Raw genomic sequence first — 15,730 nt, 5'->3', positions numbered from 1 at the left:
TGGTGCGCATAGTGGTCAGCGCGCATCCGGGCAGTTGGTGCGCACGATGATCGACCAACGGAGCGGACTACGGTGAAGCAAGACGGCACAGTGGATAAAGATTCCGGCGTCACGGACAACAGCGAGCTGTTGCGCGGTGGCACCGCGACCGCGGTCGGCTCGTGGCCCGGCACCGAGCCGCGGGAGTCGGCCGCGACCATCCTCGGTGAACTGCCCGATCTGCCGCACCTGGTGGAACTGCCCGGCCGTGGCGTCGGCGCGGATCTGATCGGGCGGATGTCGGCGTTGCTGGTCGACATGCGATTCGACACCACCACCCGGGGATACCGGCTTGCCCCACGCCCAGGCGCCGTGTCCCGGCGCGCCCGCGATCTGCTCCGCGCGGACCTCGACACGCTCGAAGAAGCTTGGGAGACAGCGGGTTCGGCGGGCACGGGCCGTCCGATCAAGTTGCAGGTGGCCGGTCCGCTGACGCTCGCCGCGCAGGTCGAGCTGCCCAGCGGGCATCTCGCGCTCACCGATCCCGGTGCGCTGCGCGACCTTTCGGAATCCCTCGCCGAGGGGTTGCGCAACCACGTCGCCGAGGTGCGTAAACGCCTCGGCGCGGAAGTCGTTCTGCAACTGGACGAACCGTCCCTGTCGGCGGTGCTCGAGGGTTCGCTCAGCGCGGTCAGCATGCTCGACAGCGTCCGCGCGATGCCCGAACCCGAAGCACTCACCGTGCTCAACACCGTGATCGCGACCCAGTCCGCACCGGTGCTGATCCACAGCTGCGCCGCCCCACCCGCCCTCGCCTTCCTGCGCGGCACTACCGCAGCCGCCGTCGGCTTCGACATCACCACCATCGGCACCTGCGAACTCGACAGCATCGGCGAACTCCTCGACGCCGGCAAACATCTGGTACTCGGCCTGGTCCCCACCACCGCCCCCACCACCCCACCCACCTGGCGCGACATCGCCGAACCCGGCGTCCGCCTCATCGACCGCCTCGGCTTCCCCCGCACCACCCTCGCCACCCAAGTCCTCGTCGCCCCCGCCTGCGGCCTCGGCAACACCCCCCTCACCTGGGCCCGCAAGGCCCTGACCCTCGCCACCGAGGTAGCCCGCGCCTACGCCGAAGACCCCGAATCCCTCACCTTCGAGGAGCCATCGAGCACCGCCTGACCCACCCCTTCACCCGCACCCGGCCGGTCTGACAGCTGCCACGGCTCAACTGCATATCCAGTGCGGCGACGTGCGGGAACAGTGCCGGGAGATGTCGGTGGGCTGCGCTAATGTGCGTTGGGTGAGTGAGAGCGGTGCGGTAGGGAAAGACGCGAGCCCGGCGACGGCGGAGCAGCGCGTCGAGTGGCAGCGGCTGGCGGACGAGGTGCGCGAGCATCAGTTCCGCTACTACGTGCGGGACGCACCGATCATCTCCGATGGGGAGTTCGATGCGTTGCTGCGCCGGTTGCAGGCGATGGAGGAGCAGCATCCCGATCTGCTCACGCCGGACTCGCCGACCCAGCTGGTCGGTGGCGGGTTCGCTACCGATTTCACCGCCGTCGATCACCTCGAGCGGATGTTGTCGCTGGACAACGTGTTCGACTTCGACGAGCTGCGCACCTGGGCGAGCCGGGTGGAGGCCGAGACCGGGCCGAACCTGCACTACCTGTGCGAGGTGAAGATCGACGGTGTCGCGCTGAACCTGGTCTACGAGAACGGGCGGCTGGTGCGCGGCGCCACCCGCGGCGACGGGCGCACCGGCGAGGACGTCACCCTGAACGCGCGCACCATCGAAGACATCCCCGGCGAGCTGATACCCACCGACGAATTTCCTTTCCCCACTCTGCTCGAGGTGCGCGGCGAGGCGTACATGCGGCTCGAGGACTTCGAGACGCTCAACGCGTCGATCGTGGCCGAGGGCAAGCCGCCGTACGCGAATCCGCGCAACACGGCGGCCGGCTCGCTGCGACAGAAGGACCCGTCGGTCACCGCGCGCCGCAGGCTGCGGATGATCTGCCACGGGTTCGGCCGGATCGAGGGCTACACCCCGGCCTCGCAGCACGAGGCCTACCGCGCGCTCGCCGCGTGGGGCCTGCCGGTGTCCGAGCACACCAAGCTGGTGCAGGGCATCGACGCCGTCATCGAGCGCGTCGAATACTGGGGCGAGCACCGCCACGATATCGAGCACGAGATCGATGGCCAGGTGATCAAAATCGACGAGATGGCGTTGCAACGCCGCCTCGGTTCCACCTCACGAGCCCCGCGCTGGGCGATCGCCTACAAGTACCCGCCCGAGGAGGCGACGACCAAGCTGCTGAACATCGCGGTAAACGTCGGCCGCACCGGCCGGGTCACCCCGTTCGCGGTGATGGAGCCGGTCTCCATCGCAGGCTCGACCGTTTCGATGGCCACGCTGCACAACGCCTCGGAGGTCAAACGCAAGGGCGTGCTGATCGGCGACACGGTCACCATCCGCAAGGCGGGCGATGTGATCCCGGAGGTGCTCGGCCCGGTGGTCGACGCCCGCACCGGTGACGAACACGAATTCGTGATGCCCACGCACTGTCCGGAATGCGGCACCGAGCTGGCGCCGCAGAAGGAGGGTGACGCCGACATCCGCTGCCCCAACCAGCAGTACTGCCCGGCACAGCTGCGGGAGCGGGTCTATCACGTCGCAGGCCGCGGTGCGTTCGATATCGAGTCGCTCGGCTACGAAGCCGCGAACGATCTGCTGAAGTCGGGTGCGATCACCGACGAGGGTGATCTGTTCGACCTCGATGAGGCGACGCTGCTCACCACCACGTTGTTCGTCAACAAGGACGGCGGTCTGTCCGCCAACGGCAAACGGCTGCTGGAGAACCTGGCCACGGCCAAGAATCGGCCGCTGTGGCGGGTGCTCGTCGCACTGTCCATCCGGCACGTCGGTCCTACCGCCGCTCGGGTACTCGCCCGCGAATTCGGCAGCCTCGACCGGATCCAGGACGCCTCGGCCGAGGAACTGGCTGCTGCCGACGGCGTCGGGCCCACCATTGCGGCCGCGGTGGCGGAATGGTTCACCGTCGATTGGCATCGTGCGATCGTGGACAAGTGGCGCGCGGCGGGCGTGCGGATGGCCGATGAGCGCGACGAGTCCATCGCGCGCACGCTCGAAGGTCTGTCGATCGTGGTGACCGGGTCGCTGGAGGGGTTCTCGCGCGACGGAGCCAAGGAGGCGATCCTGATGCGCGGCGGGAAGGCCGCCGGATCGGTGTCGAAGAAGACTGCGTTCGTGGTGATCGGTGATTCGCCGGGGACGAAGGCGGCGAAGGCGGAGGAGCTCGGCGTGCCGATTCTCGACGAAGCCGGCTTCCGATTGCTGCTGGAATCGGGGCCGGAGGCGGTCGCACCAGCCGCGGAAGACGCCGATGCTGAAGCGGAAGAATAAGCGAGCCAACGCTTTTAGCTGATTTATGCGCGCGGTCGACGGCGAGTGCTTGACCTGAACCTCACTTCAGGTATGAGGATTGAGCGGTAGGCAACTACCAGGAGGTTCTCATGGCTCGTTCCACCGCACTGGTCACCGGCGCGTCCGCCGGGTTCGGGCTGGCGCTCACTCGCGCACTCGTCGAACGCGGGTGGCGCGTGATCGGCACCGCCCGGCGGACCGATCGGTTGGCGCGGGTCTCCGAGGAGCTCGGCGCCGCCTTCATCGCGGTCCCCGGCGATGTGACCGACCCGGCGCACCGGTCGCTGCTGGCCGAAACGGTAAGCGGCACCAGGGAACTCGCGTTGGTCGTGAATAACGCGAGCAGGCTCGGTCCGAGCCCGCTCAGCAAGCTCGCCGACTACCCGCTCGATGAGCTCGAACTGGTGTATCGGACCAACGTCCTCGCCCCGCTGGCGATTCTGCAATTCGCGTTGCCGCTGCTGACGCCAGGTGCCAGCGTGGTGAACATCAGCTCCGACGCCGCCGTCGAGCCGTACCCCGAATGGGGCGGCTACGGTTCGTCGAAGGCCGCGCTCGATCAGCTGACCGCGATTCTGGGTGCAGAGCATCCGGAGCTGTCGGTCTATGCCTTCGATCCGGGCGATATGCGTACCGAGATGCATCAGGCGGCGTTCCCCGGTGACGACATCTCCGACCGTCCGGAACCCGGCACGGTGGTGCCCGCGCTGCTGCGGCTGCTGGCGGACAAACCCCAGAACGGACGATATGCGGCCGCCGATTTCGCGGTCGGACGCGCGTCATGACGATCACGCTGGCACAGCCTTCATTTGTCCTGCCACCCGAACGCAATGCGGTCGCCCCGCCGGAGGCGCGCGGGCTGGCCAGGGACGAGGTTCGGCTGCTCGTGGCGGGAGATGGCTTGACCCACGCGCGTTTTCGTGAGCTGCCGCAGCATCTGACACAAGGCGACCTCGTGGTGGTGAACAATTCGGCGACCCTGGCGGCGGCGATCGACGGACGGATGAACTGCGGGCCGATCGCTGTGCATTTCGCGACGTGGCTGGACGACGGTGGCTGGGTGGTCGAGCTCCGCACCACTGCACGCACTCCTGTTCCCGTAGAAGAGCTTTCGGCAGGTATGCACATTCAGCTGCCGGAGGGCGCGCACGCGACGCTGCGCGAACCGTGGCTGGCCGGTGCCCGCCGCCTATGGATCGCCGACATCACCACTGATCCGCGCCGCCTACTGGACGTTTACGGCTACCCGATCACTTATTCCTATGTGCCGCAACGATGGTCCGCGTCCTACTACTCAACCGTCTTCGGTCGCATCCCGGGAAGCGCGGAAATGCCCAGCGCCGCAAGGCCGTTTACTGAGCATTTGGTGCTGGACCTGATTGCCGCGGGCATCGGGATCGCGCCGATCACGTTGCATACCGGGGTGTCCTCGCCCGAAGCGGGTGAACCCCCGAGCCCGGAACGTTTCGCTGTCCCGGACTCGACCGCCCGCACGGTGAACGACACCAAAGCCGCCGGCGGCCGCGTCATCGCGGTCGGCACCACGGTCACCCGAGCCCTGGAGACCGCTGCCGACCCGTCGGGCCGAGTTCATCCGGCGCACGGGTGGACCGAACTGGTGCTCGGCGAAGATCGCCCGGCACGCGTGGTCGACGGCCTGATCACCGGCTGGCACGCACCCGGCGCCTCACATTTGGATCTGCTGGTCGCAGTGGTGGGGGAGACCACCGTCCACGCGGCTTATTCGGCGGCGTTGGACACGGGATATCTCTGGCATGAATTCGGCGACAGCGCGTTGCTGCTGCGCGGCTGAGCTGTTGCTTCCTCGTGGGTGAGGCGAGAAGCCCAGGCGCCCAGTGCGCAGGAAACCCGCAAGCAATGGCGTGCCGCGAGCACAAGGTGCCGCATCAGCTACTCGGCTGTGCGGGCGAGTGTGCTGAGGGCGCGGGCCGCGGCGGCCAGGTGTGTGCGCGGAAGGCTGTGCCGGCTAACTCAGTTCGGGGTGACGGAGACGGTGGCGCTCTGCTGGCCGGCGATCTCGAATCGCCCGCAGCGCCCGTTGCTCAGTTCGAGCCGCTGGGTGACGGTCTTCTTCCTGGTGTTCAGGTAGGTGGCCTCGGCGACCACGTCGGCGCCCGCCATCGAGCACACCTTCACGATCGTCTGCTCGTGGTAACTCGCGCTGCCCGTCTGACACGAGGGCTCGCTGTTGGCGAAGAAGATGCGAGCGGAGCCGTCGGCGCACGTCTCGGCGGCGGCCTGTGGCGCGATGACCACGATCGACCCCAAGGCGATGGCGGCGGCGACGGAGCTTCGGACTGCAATACGACGAACCGTCATACCTATCGTTACCCATCAGTTTCGAACGTTTCCAGCAATAACGGCACACGAACAAGTCGTGGCGCCCAGTATGCTAACCCGTAACCAGCGTCTTTGTCGGGCGATCGACGGGCAGCACCGGCCGACGCTCGCGATATGCGCATTAGCTATGAATGCGTTTCCGGCCTGCTCGATGCGCGGATAAGCCCTGCCGTCGCGGCGTGGCGGCCAGGACGAAAGGATGTCGGGATGCTGCGCAGTTTTCAGGTGACGAATCACAGATCGCTGGCCGAGGGGCAGGAACTACGGCTGACGAAGGCGAGCGGGCCGGTGGCCGTGCCGGTGACCGCGATCCACGGTGCCGCCGCGGCGGGAAAGACGAACCTGATCGACGCGCTCGCGCAGATGCGCGACGCCGTGCTGCATTCGGTGACCGGCTGGGATCCCTACGCCGGGCCGGTCCGCGCGCCGCACCTCGGATTCCCGGACCGCCCTTCGGAATTCGTCGTCGGCTTCGTGGCCGAGGGCGTGCCCTACACCTACGGCTTCCGGCTCGACAACGCCGACGTCACCGCCGAGTGGCTCTACACCCAGCCGCGCTCGCGCAAGCGAATCGTGTTCGAGCGCAACGGCGAACAGATAAAGATCGGTCCGATGTTCGAGGCCGCGCGTTACGGGATCGCCGCGCTGGTGCCGCTGGTGCGCCCGAATGCGTTGCTGCTCAGCCTCGCCGGGCAGATGTACGCCGACGCGTTGGTGCCCGCCTACCGCTGGTTCGAATCGATGCTGGAAGTGCAGCTCGGCCCGGCCGATCCGGCCGCCATCGCGCACCGGCTCGGCAGTCACCTCTCGCGGTCGTCGGAGAACGCCGGACGGCTGCTCCTGCTGCTGCGCACCGCGGGCCTCGGCATCACCGATCTGCTGCTCGCCGAGAACGATCCGATGTACGCCGACTATCTGCGCGATCTGGACGCCGACATCGTCGCGCTCGGCAAGCAGATCGAACTGTGCGCCACCTCGCCCGATTTCGCCGATCGGCTGTTGCAGGAGAACGGCTTCACCCCGCTGCTGCTGGAACGCGAACTGACCAATCTGAAAGCCGCCAGGGACGCGCTGTACGCACGGATGGTGGCCCGGCGCGGCGTCGGGCTCGGCCTGGTCCACGACGGCATTGCCAACCCGTTCGACATCGCCGACGAATCCACCGCGACACAGTCGCTGCTGCGCGCCCTGCCGACCATGCTCGACGCCCTCGACTCCGGCCGTGTCCTGGCCGTCGACGACATCGGCGCGCACCTGCCCGCCGAGGAGACCGACCGGCTCATCCAGCTGTTCCAGAACCCGGAAACCAATTCCCGTGGCGCCCAATTGATCTACACCACGAACAATCGTGCCCTGATCGATCGCGGCAACGGGCGGTCGTCGCGCACCCGCAGCGCGGTCTGGCAGATCCGCCGGACCGAGCACGGCACCAGCGAGCTCGCCACGGTGTAGGCGGGCGTTCCGGCTTTGTCCGCCGGGCGCAATAGCATGGGGCCATGCTGGAGTTCGGAATGCTGCTGATCATGATCGTCGCCGCCGTCGGCATCGCCATGATCTATCTGCGCGGGCGCGGCAAGCTCCGCCCCGCGCAGGGCGAAACCGGCACGCTCTACGTCACCGGCGTGAGCCCGCCACCGGACGGCGCCGTCGGCGAACAGTACGTGACGATAACCGGCAACCTGACCGGCCCCACCGAACCCGGCACCGTCGTCTACGGCCGGTTCGCCTGGGACGTCAACGCATGGCCCTCCATCGGTGATCTGATCACCGTCGTCTACCCCTCGGGCAAGCCGGAACGCTGGCAGATCGCGCACCCCGGCGCCCACCCCGGTCTCGGTTCCTGACGCCGCGCGCCGCGGCAGGCCCGTAGCTCCGCTACGGGCGTTCTTCAGCTCCGCGCACGTGCCCACGGCATGTGTGACGTAGACCGTTCTACGGCGAATGGCACGATGCCCCGTATGGATGCGAAGGACACGGGATTGGTCATCCGGACGGCCGAGCCGGACGAGTACGCGGCGATCGGCGCGCTGACCGTGGACGTCTACGTCGGCGAAGGCTTTGTGCAAGAAGGGAGTCCGTACGCGGCGGCCCTGGCGGACACCGCGCATCGCGGCGCCTCGGCGCAGATTCTGGTTGCGATCCACGCCGACCGTATCGTCGGATCGCTGACCGTCGCCCGCCCCGGCACGCCGTACGCGGAGATCGCCCGCCCCGGCGAACTCGAATTCCGGATGCTCGCGGTGTCGAAGTCGGCCCGCGGTCTCGGCGCCGGAACCGCCTTGGTACGCACCGTGATCGAGATGGCCGAGGCCGAAGGCTTCCACGCCGTCGCCCTCACCACCATGGCCGCCATGTCCGACGCCCGCCGCATCTACGACCGCTTCGGCTTCGTCCCCACCCCCGACCGCGACTGGCGCACCGAAGCAGGCGAACTCCTCAACGTCCTCCGCCTAGACCTGCAGCCCTAGCGAACGGGAGTCGCCACTCGCGGGAGCTACCCCAGAACGGTGGCGACGATGCCGGCGAGGTACCCGAGTCGGGCCACTTCCGAGGGGCGGAAATCCGGCCCGCCGGGGCGGCCGAGGAGCAAAACCTTGCCGGTGTTGCCGAGGGGGGCGGCGGCGAGTTTGGTGTCCATGTCGCGCCAGATCTCGGGGACCCATTCGGATTCAGGGTCGAGGATCGCGGGCTTCTCCAGCGGCATCCATGGTGCCGAACCTGCCTGTGTCTCCGGCGCACTCGGGCTGCCGACCACGCGGTAGGCGCCTTGCGGCCCCATGTCGATGATGGTGCTCCAGCCGACGCGCAGCACCCGCGGCACGCCGTCGACGAGCACCTGCAGCCGGTCGTCCTTGGCGCTGGCCACCTGGTCGATGAGTTCGAGTTCGCGGTGGGTGTCGAGCACGCCGGAGTACGGGCGGATGGAGTCGACCCGTACATCGCCGATCGATTCGGCGGCGGTGATGAGGGTGTCGGGCAGCGCGCCCTGCGGCACCTCGACGACGAGGTCGTCGACGGCGAAACCGGCGCCGCGTTCGACCACATCCAGCGAGAGAATGTCGGCGCCGACGGAGCCGAGTGCGAGCGCGAGAGCGCCGAGGCTTCCCGGTCGATCCGGAAGTTGCACGCGGAGCAGATACGACACGTGCGTTCCTTTCCTAAAGCGGCCGAGGCTCTGAACGGATACCCGGGTCACGCAATCCTTACACTCCCGCGCCCCGGTAATCGACTGGAAGTGCGGCCAGTGATGTACGCCACGCGGCGATTTCGTGACAATACGGCGTGTCGAGCTAGTTGGGAAACCGTGTCGACGAATCGGATCGTCCGATTCCAGCGCCGTGGGCGACGCGATCAGCCTACCGCCGGGCTCCGACACGGGTTGTTCGGTGTGCGGTTCACGGTCCGTCGGGCAGCGTCCGGCAGTGCGCCCGCACCTCGGCTCCACCCGCGCGCGGACTGCGGCCGGACTCCGTCCGGCACCGCCCTCTAAGCTGTACGGGTTGCGCCGCCCGACGTGTGCGGCGATGTGAACTGTTGAAACCGAAGCCGAAAGGGGTCCCGCGGTGCCCGCCATCTCCCGTGACGAGGTAGCACACCTCGCCCGGCTGTCCCGGCTCGCGCTGTCCGAAGCCGAACTGGATCAGTTCGCCGGTCAGCTGGATTCGATCCTGAGCCACGTGCGGACCATTTCCGAGGTCGCCGCCGCCGATGTCCCGGCCACCGCGTCGCCGAACCCGACGACCAACGTGACCCGTCCCGACGTGGTCGTGCCCTGCCTGACCCCGCAGGAGGCGCTGTCCGGCGCGCCCGCGGCGGAGGAGCAGAAGTTCGTGGTTCCGCAGATCTTGGGAGAGGCCGAATGAGTTCAGCATCGCGTAGCGATTCGGTGAGGGGCGGCGGCCGGGAGACGGGTGGGCGTGACTTGACTACTTTGTCGGCTGCCGAATTGGCCGACAAGATCCACGGTGGCGAGGTGTCCTCGGTGGAGGTCACCCAGGCGCACCTGGACCGGATCGCCGAGGTCGACGGCCAGTACCACGCCTTCCTGCACGTGTCGGGGGAGCAGGCGCTCGAAGCCGCGGCGGCCGTGGACTCCGCGATCAGCTCCGGCACCGCGCCCGCCTCGCCGCTGGCCGGAGTTCCGTTGGCGCTCAAGGACGTTTTCACCACCACCGACATGCCGACCACCTGCGGGTCGAAGATCCTCGAGGGCTGGGTATCGCCCTACGACGCGACGCTGACCACCCGGTTGCGCGCGGCGGGCATCCCGATCCTCGGCAAGACCAACATGGACGAGTTCGCGATGGGTTCGTCCACCGAGAACTCCGCCTACGGCCCGACCCGCAACCCGTGGGATGTCACCCGGATTCCCGGCGGCTCGGGCGGTGGTTCGGCGGCCGCGCTGGCGTCGCATCAGGCACCGTTGGCGATCGGCACCGACACCGGTGGGTCGATCCGGCAGCCCGCCGCGGTCACCGCCACGGTCGGTACGAAGCCGACGTACGGCACGGTGTCCCGGTACGGGCTGGTCGCGTGTGCGTCCTCGCTGGACCAGGGTGGCCCCTGTGGGCGCACCGTGCTGGACACGGCCCTGCTGCACGAGGTGATCGCGGGACACGATCCACGCGATTCCACCTCGCGCAATGTGCCGGTGCCCCCGGTGGTCGCCGCCGCTCGCGAGGGCGCCAAGGGCGACCTGAGTGGCCTGAAAGTCGGTGTGGTGAAGGAACTTCACTCCGACAGCTACCAGCCGGGCGTGCTCGAATCCTTCGACGCCGCCGTAGCGGTGCTGAAGGAACTCGGCGCCGAGGTGATCGAGGTGTCGTGCCCGAACTTCGAGTACGCGCTGTCGGCCTACTACCTGGTGATGCCGTCGGAGGTGTCCTCGAACCTGGCCCGGTTCGACGCGATGCGCTACGGCATGCGCGTCGACGACGACGGGCAGCACAGCGCCGAGCAGGTCATGGCGGCCACCCGGGCCGCCGGGTTCGGCCCGGAAGTCAAGCGCCGCATCATGATCGGCACCTACGCGCTGTCCGCGGGTTACTACGACGCCTACTACGGTCAGGCGCTCAAGGTCCGCACGCTGATCGCGCGCGACTTCGACAAGGCCTACGAGCAGGTCGACGTGCTGGTCTCGCCGACGAGCCCGTTCACCCCGTGGAAACTGGGTGAGAAGGTCGACGACCCGCTGGCCATGTACCTGTCCGACCTGTGCACCCTGCCGACCAACCTGGCGGGCCACCCTGCCATGTCGGTGCCGTCCGGGCTGAGCAAGGACGACGGCATGCCGGTCGGCCTGCAGATCATGGCTCCCGCACTGGCCGACGACCGGTTGTACCGCGTCGGCGCCGCCTACGAAGCTGCCCGCGGCGCCATCGCCTGACCTGCTTTCACACGCCTAGGACTTCGCACACCGGATAGCCGGCCACCGTGTGTGCGAAGTCCTGGCGCTCAATAGTCAGACCGGCCAGGTGAATTCGGGATCCGTAAGATAGTCCTGACGGCGGTGCTCCAACGCCATCGAGACCATCTGCTGCGCCCCGGGCCCGATGATTTTGCGGACCGGCGGGTTGGGCATGTTCACCAGCTCGATGAGCCCCGCCGCGCCGACTTCCGGCGCGGCCTCCTGCCATTCGGATTCATAGTCGGTGGCCGGCGGCGGCGCGCTCGGGTCCGGGTAGTCCGGCATGCCGAGGATCGCGGTGCGTACCTGCTCGTAGGCGGGTAGCGCGGTGCCGAACTGCATGCTCGTCTTCGCCCAATCGGTGTCGAAACCGCCCATCTGCGCGAGGGTTACGGCGATGCCGAAAGGTCGCAGCTCGTCGGCGAGCGACGCGCTGAATCCTTCCAGTGCCCACTTGCTCGCGTTGTACATGCCGAACAGCGGAAGGCTGCCCACCGCGCCGACCGTCGAGATCTGCACGATGTGGCCGGAGCCCTGCGCGCGCAGGTGCGGCACGGCCGCTTGCGAAACCCACAGGGCACCATAGAAATTGGTGTCCATCTGATCGCGGATCTGGGGCTCGCTCAGTTCCTCGATCGCGCCGACCAGGCCGTAGCCTGCGTTGTTCACGATCACGTCGATCGTGCCCATCAGCGCGAAAGCCTTGTTCACGGTGGCGATTACGTCTTCGCGACCGCGAACGTCCAACGGCAGCACGGTCAGTCGATCCTGGGCCAGGTCGGCCATGGATCGCGGGTCGCGAGCGGTCGCGACGACGCGGTCACCCTCGGCGAGCGCGGCCAGCGTAAAGGCCCGGCCGAGTCCGCGGTTGGCGCCGGTGATGAGCCAAGTTCTGGTCATGGGGGAGATCCTTTCGTCGCGAGACGCTCCGTCTCGTTTGAAGAGAATGCACCGCCGATTCGGCATTGTCAATACGAGACGTATCGTCTCGTTCGTGTTAGCCTGACCGCATGCCGGACACCCCCAGCGCCACCCGCCGCAGCGAACGCGCTCGGGCTGCGATCATCGCCGCAGCCACCGAGCTCATCCGCGAAGTGCCCTACGCGAAGCTCACCGTCGAGGCGATCGCGGCCCGCGCGGGCGTCGGCAAACAGACCATCTACCGCTGGTGGCCGTCCAAGGGTGCGGTCGTCTTCGACGCCATGCTCGAACTCGACGCGGGCCCGGACGGTCTCGCTCTCCCGAACACCGGCGACATCGCCGCCGACCTGCGCGCCCTGCTGCGCGGCTCGATCGCCGCCCTCACCGACCCCGGCTTCGAATCCTTCCTCCGCGCGATGTACATCGAGATCCAGCAGGACCCGGAAATCGGTGCCGCCTATCGCGAACGCCTCTTGCTTCCGCAGCGTGCCGCCGTCGCCGACCGCCTCGCCGCCGGCGTGCAATCCGGCGAGCTCCGCCCAGACCTCGACCTCGACCTGGCCACCGACCTCCTGCTCGGCCCGATCCAGAGCCGCTGGTCCCTAGGCCTCGGCGGCCTCACCGAGTCCTACGCCGACGCCGCCCTCGACGCGGCCCTAGCCCACCTCCGCGCCTGACTGCGCCGAGCGCTTGGGGGAATGCCTCGCGACTCCGCAGTCCGGCGGCCCACCACATCGCGAGCCCACATGTGACCGTGCTTGGTGAGATCAGCTGGCGCGCAGAGCTTCCGCTCGCTGTTTGACCCCTGCGGTCATCCCGGCGAAGCCGCGCTGGAGGTGTTTGCCCAGCAACGCCACCACCACCGGTCGCAACCAGCCGTTCAGCTCGAAGTGGGACTCGTACCGAGTATGTTCCCCGTCGATCGGTGTGATCGTGTGCGAGCGGAGGCTGCTGAGCGTGCCCAGCGGCACCGGCTTCATCGAATAGCTCAACTCGTGTCCCGGTGTGTGCGAGCGGATCCATTCGCGCTGCCGACGCGGCCGCGGTCCGAGGTGGACGACCATGTCGATCGGCTCGCCGGGTACCAGCGAACTGCGGCATTCGCTGACGAAGGGGTTCCACTCGCCGTAGCGAGGGAAGTCGGTGATCACCTGCCAGGCGAGCTCGGCGGGCGCGTCGATGTCCACGGTGGCGTCGATGACAAAGGCCATGGGCATTATTAGAACACGTTCTATGTCAGCAGCTGCCCATGGCGGTGCCCTGATCGGTGCCGTAGCGGTGACCGTGTCCCGCGGGCGCGTTCAGTGCGGCGAGCAGGTCGGCGGTCGCCTGCACGAAGCTGACCACCGGAAGCCACTGGGGCAGCGGCGCATCCGGGCGTGCGCCGGTCAGGTCGGGTGCGCGCCACAGCAAGGCGGGGGACCAGTGGATCACCGGGTCCGAGGTGTTGGCCAGCACGGTCGCGCCCGCGCGATGGACCTGCCCGGCGGGCGGTCCGGCCCAGAGCGTGGCGCAGGTGCGCCGATCCTGATCGGCGTCGTCGGCGAAGACCGAGCTGCCGCCGATCGCGCCGAGGCTCTGCCCGTACAGGTAGAGCTTGGGCTTGTGCTCGAGCGTGCGGATCCGGTCTTCCACGGCGGTGAACAGCGCCCGCGCGGCATCGACGGCATCGTCACGGCCGAAGACGAAGGTCACCCAGCTGGGTGCATAGGCGTACTGCAAGCCGACGAGGGCGACGTCGCCACCGAAGCGTTGGTCGAAGCCGCGCACCGCGTTGCTGTCGATCCAGCCCGAACCGGTCGGCACCATCACCACCAGATTCGATCGCTCGAAACCGCCGGAGCGTTCCAACTCCCGAACGGCCAGCGCGACACGGGAATCCAGATCCGGCGCCGACTCCACCCCGACGTACACCCGGGGCGGCCCGGCAGGCGCACCGCTGACGAACTTGCGCCCCTCGGCGCCGAGTGACGACCAGCTCACCGCCGACCTAGAACTACCGGACCTGGCGTCCGAGTCCGGCTGCACCAGCGCCGGATCCAGCGCGGCATTGGCACCGGCGTAGGCGGCCTGCCGCCAACCCACCGCCGCCGGTGCCGCGACGAGATACAGGAACCCCGCCACGACCACCGCCAGCGAAATCCCCCGCGCCCACCCGAGTTTGCGGAATACCCACCCGATCGAACGGGTGACCCCCAGCAGCACGCCGACGATCAGCACCGACTCGATCAGCCACCGCAGCCAGTAGCCTGCCCCGATCGGCGCCGTACTCATGGCCGCCCGCAACGAGTTCTGCCAATCCCCGGCCAGTACTACCGCGCCGAGAACCAGCGAGACGGTCCCGATCAGCAACGGCAGCCGGGCCCGCGCCGGCTTGCGATCGACATCGAAACCCGAGCGCCGCACCACGAACCGAGCGACCCCTGCCAGACCCAACGAAAGGACCACGAGCAAACCGGTCAATATCGCCTGCGCCCCAGGCGTCCGCGGCAGCAGTCCCGGAGCGAGGGAGACCAGCGTGCCCACGCCGATCGCCACCGTAGTACCGGCACGTGGCACCGAGAACCGTTGTGCCGCAGCCGATAGCGCGGTACCCAACTTCCGGTGGACAGCACCGTGCCGCCTGCGTGCCCGCAGGTCATCGAAGCCGAGCACCGCCCCATCGGCAAGCGCATCGTCCATGACTTCGGTGTCGACAGCTCTCGACAGTGTGCTGGTCATCACTGAACCCCCTGTACCGCAGTAGCTTTCATCGTCCAAGGAACACCGGCGCGCTGCGTCGCCCGCCGCACCGTGAGCACCGCACCGAGCCCGGCCACCCCGGCACCGGCCACCCCGAGCAACCGCCAGTTCGTCGCCGAATCAGCCTCGGCCGCACCGAAGGCCGACTCCACCACCGGCGCCCCATAGCCCTGCCGACGCGAATTCAGATCCACGAACGTGCTCGCGATAGCCGCCATGGCATTGCACCTGGTCCGCGAGAACGGATCCGCCCGGCTCTCGCACGACTCGTGCATGTGCCGATCGAGCGTGCTGTCCAACGCCTGCCGCGCCCACGGCCCGAGCGGCTCACCGCGCTGCTCGGCATAGCGCAGCAGGTCGTACCCCAGGTCGTGCGCCTTGCACGCCGTCTCGAACTCCACGGGCAACGTGACCGGCGACGAGCAGTCACCCTGCGGGTTCGCCAGCAATCCGTCGACGGTGCTCGGCATATACCCGAATTGTGTGGCGAAGTCGTCCGGCATGGCGGCGGGGGAACCGGGACCGCCCGAGGTCAGGTCGGCCACCGCCGCACCCGCCACCGCGTTCTCGACCGGTGCGGACACGCTCGCCGCCGCGGCGTGCGGTGCGGGCGCCAGGAACACGGCGGCGGCCATGGTGGTCAGTGCTGCGGCGGTCAGTGCCGCCGCCCGTCGCGTCGCGGAACCGGTTGCGGCGGAGGAAGAACGGGGGGCGCCTGCGGCCTGTGCGGACCGCGCCGTTGCGGGTCCTGCGGTGGTCGGTGTGCTCATGAGCTAGACGCTAGGAATCCGACCCGCTCGCGGGCCTCACGCCGGGGACCGGTTTCCGGGGCGGTGCCTCCGGGGGAGCCCGGTCATGCCCTCCCACCT

The 15,730-nt window shown here is 68.3% G+C and carries 16 protein-coding genes; 10 read left to right on the top strand and 6 right to left on the bottom strand.

What is annotated here, in order from left to right; all coding sequences use genetic code 11:
• Positions 1-90 precede the first annotated feature (90 nt).
• The 4 genes from DMB37_RS10945 (at position 91) to DMB37_RS10930 (ending at position 5,243) form a co-directional block, all read left to right on the top strand.
• Positions 91-1,164, top strand: a complete 1,074-nt coding sequence (locus DMB37_RS10945) for a methionine synthase (protein WP_240772332.1) — start codon at positions 91-93, stop codon at positions 1,162-1,164.
• 121 nt (positions 1,165-1,285) lie between these two features.
• Entirely contained in the window at positions 1,286-3,409 is a 2,124-nt protein-coding gene (gene ligA, locus DMB37_RS10940; protein WP_135232601.1) for an NAD-dependent DNA ligase LigA, read from the top strand.
• A 110-nt stretch (positions 3,410-3,519) separates the two neighbouring features.
• Complete coding sequence (locus tag DMB37_RS10935) at positions 3,520-4,215, top strand: SDR family oxidoreductase (protein ID WP_135232600.1); 696 nt, start codon at positions 3,520-3,522, stop codon at positions 4,213-4,215.
• A complete protein-coding gene (locus DMB37_RS10930; protein ID WP_135232599.1) occupies positions 4,212-5,243 on the top strand; it encodes an S-adenosylmethionine:tRNA ribosyltransferase-isomerase in 1,032 nt (343 codons plus the stop codon). The genes DMB37_RS10935 and DMB37_RS10930 overlap by 4 nt, the downstream gene beginning before the upstream one ends.
• A 179-nt stretch (positions 5,244-5,422) precedes the next feature.
• Here the strand turns inward: DMB37_RS10930 and DMB37_RS10925 are convergent, their stop codons facing one another.
• Complete coding sequence (locus DMB37_RS10925; protein WP_135232598.1) at positions 5,423-5,770, bottom strand: hypothetical protein; 348 nt, start codon at positions 5,768-5,770, stop codon at positions 5,423-5,425.
• Positions 5,771-5,998: 228 nt separating this feature from the next.
• On the opposite strand from DMB37_RS10925, the gene DMB37_RS10920 reads away from it, so the two are divergent.
• From DMB37_RS10920 to DMB37_RS10910, 3 genes are all read left to right on the top strand, one after another.
• Entirely contained in the window at positions 5,999-7,243 is a 1,245-nt protein-coding gene (locus DMB37_RS10920; RefSeq protein ID WP_135237487.1) for an ATP/GTP-binding protein, read from the top strand.
• A 44-nt stretch (positions 7,244-7,287) separates the two neighbouring features.
• Positions 7,288-7,635: a hypothetical protein gene (locus DMB37_RS10915; RefSeq protein ID WP_135232597.1), complete on the top strand. Its 348-nt coding sequence runs from the start codon at positions 7,288-7,290 to the stop codon at positions 7,633-7,635.
• A gap of 105 nt (positions 7,636-7,740) precedes the next feature.
• Complete coding sequence (locus DMB37_RS10910; protein ID WP_135232596.1) at positions 7,741-8,259, top strand: GNAT family N-acetyltransferase; 519 nt, start codon at positions 7,741-7,743, stop codon at positions 8,257-8,259.
• Positions 8,260-8,285: 26 nt separating this feature from the next.
• On the opposite strand, the gene DMB37_RS10905 is transcribed toward DMB37_RS10910, so the two are convergent.
• Positions 8,286-8,936, bottom strand: coding sequence for an amino acid-binding protein (locus DMB37_RS10905; protein WP_014987212.1), 651 nt, complete (start codon positions 8,934-8,936; stop codon positions 8,286-8,288).
• 418 nt (positions 8,937-9,354) lie between these two features.
• On the opposite strand from DMB37_RS10905, the gene gatC reads away from it, so the two are divergent.
• Together gatC and gatA are read left to right on the top strand one after the other, a co-directional pair.
• On the top strand, positions 9,355-9,654 hold the full coding sequence (gatC, locus tag DMB37_RS10900) for an Asp-tRNA(Asn)/Glu-tRNA(Gln) amidotransferase subunit GatC (RefSeq protein WP_135232595.1): 300 nt from the start codon (positions 9,355-9,357) through the stop codon (positions 9,652-9,654).
• Positions 9,651-11,177 (top strand): Asp-tRNA(Asn)/Glu-tRNA(Gln) amidotransferase subunit GatA, encoded by a 1,527-nt coding sequence (gatA, locus tag DMB37_RS10895; protein WP_135232594.1) that lies wholly within the window; start codon positions 9,651-9,653, stop codon positions 11,175-11,177. Before gatC ends, gatA begins: the two co-directional genes overlap by 4 nt.
• Before the next feature lie 75 nt (positions 11,178-11,252).
• On the opposite strand, the gene DMB37_RS10890 is transcribed toward gatA, so the two are convergent.
• Complete coding sequence (locus tag DMB37_RS10890) at positions 11,253-12,098, bottom strand: SDR family NAD(P)-dependent oxidoreductase (RefSeq protein WP_135232593.1); 846 nt, start codon at positions 12,096-12,098, stop codon at positions 11,253-11,255.
• A gap of 110 nt (positions 12,099-12,208) precedes the next feature.
• Between DMB37_RS10890 and DMB37_RS10885 the strand changes: the two genes are divergently transcribed.
• On the top strand, positions 12,209-12,796 hold the full coding sequence (locus tag DMB37_RS10885; protein ID WP_135232592.1) for a TetR/AcrR family transcriptional regulator: 588 nt from the start codon (positions 12,209-12,211) through the stop codon (positions 12,794-12,796).
• A 90-nt stretch (positions 12,797-12,886) separates the two neighbouring features.
• Here DMB37_RS10885 and DMB37_RS10880 read toward each other — a convergent pair whose 3' ends face one another.
• Genes DMB37_RS10880 through DMB37_RS10870 form a run of 3 tightly spaced genes read right to left on the bottom strand, consistent with a single transcriptional unit; the run spans position 12,887 to position 15,631 of the window.
• A complete protein-coding gene (locus DMB37_RS10880) occupies positions 12,887-13,330 on the bottom strand; it encodes an SRPBCC domain-containing protein (protein ID WP_135232591.1) in 444 nt (147 codons plus the stop codon).
• Positions 13,331-13,355: 25 nt separating this feature from the next.
• Positions 13,356-14,840 (bottom strand): alpha/beta-hydrolase family protein, encoded by a 1,485-nt coding sequence (locus DMB37_RS10875; RefSeq protein WP_240772330.1) that lies wholly within the window; start codon positions 14,838-14,840, stop codon positions 13,356-13,358.
• Positions 14,840-15,631, bottom strand: a complete 792-nt coding sequence (locus DMB37_RS10870) for a hypothetical protein (RefSeq protein WP_167768801.1) — start codon at positions 15,629-15,631, stop codon at positions 14,840-14,842. Before DMB37_RS10870 ends, DMB37_RS10875 begins: the two co-directional genes overlap by 1 nt.
• Positions 15,632-15,730: the final 99 nt, after the last annotated feature.

It is taken from the genome of Nocardia sp. CS682, assembly GCF_004634405.1.
Classification (GTDB): domain Bacteria; phylum Actinomycetota; class Actinomycetes; order Mycobacteriales; family Mycobacteriaceae; genus Nocardia; species Nocardia ninae.
The sequence above is the reverse complement of the archived record's forward strand: the minus strand, read 5'-3'. Positions and strand labels throughout refer to the sequence as shown.

What these genes read in the sequence shown, in the direction of transcription:
- DMB37_RS10935 (WP_135232600.1), top strand. Translation starts at nt 3,520, where the DNA reads ATGGCTCGTTCCACCGCACTGGTCACCGGCGCGTCCGCCGGGTTCGGG.
- DMB37_RS10930 (WP_135232599.1), top strand. Translation starts at nt 4,212, where the DNA reads ATGACGATCACGCTGGCACAGCCTTCATTTGTCCTGCCACCCGAACGC.
- DMB37_RS10925 (WP_135232598.1), bottom strand. Translation starts at nt 5,770, where the DNA reads ATGACGGTTCGTCGTATTGCAGTCCGAAGCTCCGTCGCCGCCGCCATC.
- DMB37_RS10920 (WP_135237487.1), top strand. Translation starts at nt 5,999, where the DNA reads ATGCTGCGCAGTTTTCAGGTGACGAATCACAGATCGCTGGCCGAGGGG.
- DMB37_RS10915 (WP_135232597.1), top strand. Translation starts at nt 7,288, where the DNA reads ATGCTGGAGTTCGGAATGCTGCTGATCATGATCGTCGCCGCCGTCGGC.
- DMB37_RS10910 (WP_135232596.1), top strand. Translation starts at nt 7,741, where the DNA reads ATGCCCCGTATGGATGCGAAGGACACGGGATTGGTCATCCGGACGGCC.
- gatA (WP_135232594.1), top strand. Translation starts at nt 9,651, where the DNA reads ATGAGTTCAGCATCGCGTAGCGATTCGGTGAGGGGCGGCGGCCGGGAG.
- DMB37_RS10890 (WP_135232593.1), bottom strand. Translation starts at nt 12,098, where the DNA reads ATGACCAGAACTTGGCTCATCACCGGCGCCAACCGCGGACTCGGCCGG.
- DMB37_RS10885 (WP_135232592.1), top strand. Translation starts at nt 12,209, where the DNA reads ATGCCGGACACCCCCAGCGCCACCCGCCGCAGCGAACGCGCTCGGGCT.
- DMB37_RS10880 (WP_135232591.1), bottom strand. Translation starts at nt 13,330, where the DNA reads ATGGCCTTTGTCATCGACGCCACCGTGGACATCGACGCGCCCGCCGAG.
- DMB37_RS10875 (WP_240772330.1), bottom strand. Translation starts at nt 14,840, where the DNA reads ATGACCAGCACACTGTCGAGAGCTGTCGACACCGAAGTCATGGACGAT.
- DMB37_RS10870 (WP_167768801.1), bottom strand. Translation starts at nt 15,631, where the DNA reads ATGAGCACACCGACCACCGCAGGACCCGCAACGGCGCGGTCCGCACAG.